Here is a 3,243-nt window from a genome sequence, read left to right as displayed (position 1 = left end):
GTCTTCCACATCCGGCCTATCTACCCAGTGGTCTAGCTGGGTGCCTTCACCCCTTGCGGGGATGGAAACCTCATCTTGAAGCAGGCTTCCCGCTTAGATGCTTTCAGCGGTTATCCCTTCCGAACGTAGCTAACCAGCCGTGCCCTTGGCAGGACAACTGGCACACCAGAGGTTCGTCCGTCCCGGTCCTCTCGTACTAGGGACAGCCCTTCTCAAGTTTCCTGCGCGCGCAGCGGATAGGGACCGAACTGTCTCACGACGTTCTAAACCCAGCTCGCGTACCGCTTTAATGGGCGAACAGCCCAACCCTTGGGACCTACTCCAGCCCCAGGATGCGACGAGCCGACATCGAGGTGCCAAACCATGCCGTCGATATGGACTCTTGGGCAAGATCAGCCTGTTATCCCCGGGGTACCTTTTATCCGTTGAGCGACGGCGCTTCCACAAGCCACCGCCGGATCACTAGTTCCGACTTTCGTCCCTGCTCGACCTGTCGGTCTCACAGTCAAGCTCCCTTGTGCACTTGCACTCGACACCTGATTGCCAACCAGGCTGAGGGAACCTTTGAGCGCCTCCGTTACATTTTGGGAGGCAACCGCCCCAGTTAAACTACCCACCAGGCACTGTCCCTGATCCGGATCACGGACCGAGGTTAGATGGTCGATGCGGCCAGAGTGGTATTTCAACGATGACTCCACACACGCTGGCGCGTGCGCTTCATAGTCTCCCACCTATCCTACACAAGCCGCATCGAACACCAATACCAAGCTATAGTAAAGGTCCCGGGGTCTTTCCGTCCTGCTGCGCGTAACGAGCATCTTTACTCGTAGTGCAATTTCGCCGAGTTCGCGGTTGAGACAGCGGAGAAGTCGTTACGCCATTCGTGCAGGTCGGAACTTACCCGACAAGGAATTTCGCTACCTTAGGATGGTTATAGTTACCACCGCCGTTTACTGGGGCTTAAATTCTGGGCTTCGACCCGAGGGTCTGACCCGTCCTCTTAACCTTCCAGCACCGGGCAGGCGTCAGTCCGTATACATCGTCTTGCGACTTCGCACGGACCTGTGTTTTTAGTAAACAGTCGCTTCTCCCTGGTCTCTGCGGCCCTCCCCGCCTCCCCGGAGCAAGTCCGGTTCACGGTTCGGGCCCCCCTTCTCCCGAAGTTACGGGGGCATTTTGCCGAGTTCCTTAACCACGATTCACTCGATCGCCTTGGTATTCTCTACCTGACCACCTGAGTCGGTTTGGGGTACGGGCGGCTAGAACCTCGCGTCGAGGCTTTTCTTGGCAGCAGAGGATCACCCGTTTCCCGCATACGCGGTCACTATCAGCTCTCACCCTCGTGCCCTGCGGATTTGCCTACAGAGCGGGCTACGGCCTTGGACGTGGTCAACCATCGCCACGCCGGGCTACCTTCCTGCGTCACCCCTGTTAACACGCTTACCTACTACCGGTTCGGGTCCCACGCCGCCCCACCGGTGACGTCCCGAAGGACATCGGTGGTGGTTTGGGGTGGTTAGCATCACCGGGCTCGGTATGGGCGGTTCTTCGCCGGTAGGAGAATATCAACTCCTTGTCCATCGACTACGCCTGTCGGCCTCGCCTTAGGTCCCGACTTACCCAGGGCGGATTAACCTGGCCCTGGAACCCTTGGTCATTCGGCGGACGGGTTTCTCACCCGTCATTCGCTACTCATGCCTGCATTCTCACTCGTGTAGGCTCCACCACTAGGTCACCCTGCGGCTTCACTGCCCACACGACGCTCCCCTACCCACCCACACACCTGAACAACCACCCGAAGGCGGATGCTGGGCTTGAGTGTGAGTGCCACGGCTTCGGCGGTGTACTTGAGCCCCGCTACATTGTCGGCGCGGAATCACTTGACCAGTGAGCTATTACGCACTCTTTCAAGGATGGCTGCTTCTAAGCCAACCTCCTGGTTGTCTGTGCAACTCCACATCCTTTCCCACTGAGCACACGCTTAGGGGCCTTAGCCGGTGGTCTGGGCTGTTTCCCTCTCGACTACGAAGCTTATCCCCCGCAGTCTCACTGCCACGCTATGTCTTACCGGCATTCGGAGTTTGGCTGACGTCAGTAACCTGGTAGGGCCCATTAGCCATCCAGTAGCTCTACCTCCGGCAAGAAACACGTGACGCTGCACCTAAATGCATTTCGGGGAGAACCAGCTATCACGAAGTTTGATTGGCCTTTCACCCCTAACCACAGGTCATCCCCCAGGTTTTCAACCCTGGTGGGTTCGGTCCTCCACGCCGTCTTACCGGCGCTTCAACCTGCCCATGGCTAGATCACTTCGCTTCGGGTCTAGACCCGGCGACTGAGACGCCCTATTCGGACTCGCTTTCGCTACGGCTTCCCCACACGGGTTAACCTCGCCACCGAGCACTAACTCGCAGGCTCATTCTTCAAAAGGCACGCCGTCACCCCTGCTAGGGAGGCTCCGACGGATTGTAGGCACACGGTTTCAGGTACTATTTCACTCCCCTCCCGGGGTACTTTTCACCTTTCCCTCACGGTACTTGTCCGCTATCGGTCACTAGGTAGTATTTAGGCTTAGCAAGTGGTCTTGCCAGATTCACACGGGATTTCTCGGGCCCCGTGCTACTTGGGATCCCCTTCACCAGGCCGCACCATTTCGTCTACGGGACTCACACCCACTATGGTCCGCCTTTCAATGCGGTTCGACTATGACACGGCTTTATGACTGGTCACCAGACTGTCAGATCTGGTCGAAAGGTCCCACAACCCCGCATGCGCAACGCCTGACAGCTTGACACGCACACGGTTTGGCCTCATCCGCTTTCGCTCGCCACTACTCACGGAATATCTCTTCCTGCCGGTACTGAGATGTTTCACTTCCCGGCGTTCCCCCCTGCACCCTATGAATTCAGATACAGGTAACCGCACATGACTGCGGCTGGGTTCCCCCATTCGGAAATCCTCGGATCACAGCTCGTTTGCCAACTCCCCGAGGCTTATCGCAGGCTACAACGTCCTTCTTCGGCTCCTAGTGCCAAGGCATCCACCCTGTGCCCTTAAAAACTTCGACACACTACAAATATTTGCTACAGAGATCCAAAGAACACCCCCCTCAGCTGCCCGACCCGAAGACCAGACAAACAAAAAGGAGGCGCATTTGAACATCTGGGATGCTCGCGTCCACTGTGCAGTTCTCAAGCTACGGACGACCCACCACGACCGGCACCCGCCTACCAGCAACCCCCA

Annotated in this window: 1 rRNA gene; it reads right to left on the bottom strand. The window is 57.5% G+C overall.

Annotated elements, in window-relative coordinates:
- Nucleotides 1–3,067, bottom strand: a 23S ribosomal RNA gene (locus tag IEW03_RS20235); the annotation flags it as partial.
- Between the last annotated feature and the right edge of the window lie 176 nt (nucleotides 3,068–3,243).

This window comes from Isoptericola cucumis, assembly GCF_014635665.1.
In the GTDB taxonomy this organism is placed as follows: Bacteria; Actinomycetota; Actinomycetes; order Actinomycetales; family Cellulomonadaceae; genus Isoptericola; species Isoptericola cucumis.
The sequence above is the reverse complement of the archived record's forward strand: the minus strand, read 5'-3'. Positions and strand labels throughout refer to the sequence as shown.